The 1,224-nt window shown below is 33.4% G+C and carries 1 protein-coding gene; it reads left to right on the top strand.

All coding sequences use genetic code 11. From position 1 onward, the window contains the following. Positions 1 to 963 (top strand): phosphoribosylformylglycinamidine cyclo-ligase (gene purM, locus KHW44_RS09805; protein WP_304068948.1); only part of this gene is annotated, 963 nt, incomplete at its 5' end. Positions 964 to 1,224 lie beyond the last annotated feature (261 nt).

Below are 1,224 nucleotides of genomic sequence, written 5' to 3' on the forward strand. Positions count from 1 at the left end.
ATAAAAGAAATCGTAAAGAAAACTCATGGAAAAGAAGTTCTAACAGGTATCGGTGGATTTGCTGGTTTATTTAAACCAGAAATCTCCGATATGAAAGAACCTGTATTAGTTAGTGGAACTGATGGCGTTGGAACAAAAATCAAATTAGCCATGGAACTAGACAAACACGATACAGTTGGTATTGATTTGGTTGCAATGTGTGTTAATGATGTTTTGTGCCAAGGAGCAAAGCCATTGTTTTTCTTGGATTACATAGCTACAGGAAGCTTGAAACCAGAAAAAATGGCGGATTTGGTTCGTGGTGTAGCGGAAGGTTGTACACAATCAGAATGTGCATTAATCGGCGGAGAAACTGCCGAAATGCCAGGATTATACAAAGAAAATGATTATGATTTGGCGGGATTTGCAGTTGGAATTGTAGACCGCGACAAAATAATCGATGGAAGTGACATTAAAGAAGGAGATGTTGCAATATCTCTATCTTCAAGTGGAGTTCACAGCAATGGATTTTCACTTGTAAGAGCAGCGTTGGATATGGCAAATGTAAAATTATCTGACAAATTTGAAGATACTACAGTTGGAGAAAGACTTTTGGTTCCTACGAGAATTTACGAAAAAGAAATCTCAGCTTTATTAAAAGAAGTTGAAATCAAAGGTATTGCCCACATCACAGGTGGTGGATTGTACGAAAATGTACCAAGAATGTTACCTGAAAATATCGGAATAGAATTTGACTTAAAAGAATCAGAAATTGATCCTGTGTTCAAAGCTATTCAAGAATGGGGAAATGTAGAAACAAAAGAAATGTTCTCCACATTTAATATGGGAATTGGAATGGTAGTTGTAGTAGACGCAAAAGATGTGGATAAATCTCTTGAAATATTACAAAAAATAGATCCAAAAGCAAAACAATGCGGAGTTTGCAAACAAACAGAAACGAAAGTTGCAATTAATTTGGACTAATTTTTGGAAAAATGAAAATTTCTAAATAAGAATATACTTTTGAATTTCGGTTCAGAAAATTTAAAAACCTAAGTCAAAATACTTTTGCCAAAAGGATTGTCCAACATATAAATTTATAAAATCAACAACCATTTATTTTTCGAAATTAAATGGTTGTTTTTGAATTGACGAATTGTCAAATCAAATGCAACACCTATGGTAAGAAACCAAAAAGTTCTTCTTTAGGTGTTTTATATTGTATACATTTTCTAGGTCTATTAT

This window comes from Finegoldia magna, from assembly GCF_018371055.1.
Classification (GTDB): Bacteria; Bacillota; Clostridia; order Tissierellales; family Peptoniphilaceae; genus Finegoldia; species Finegoldia magna_I.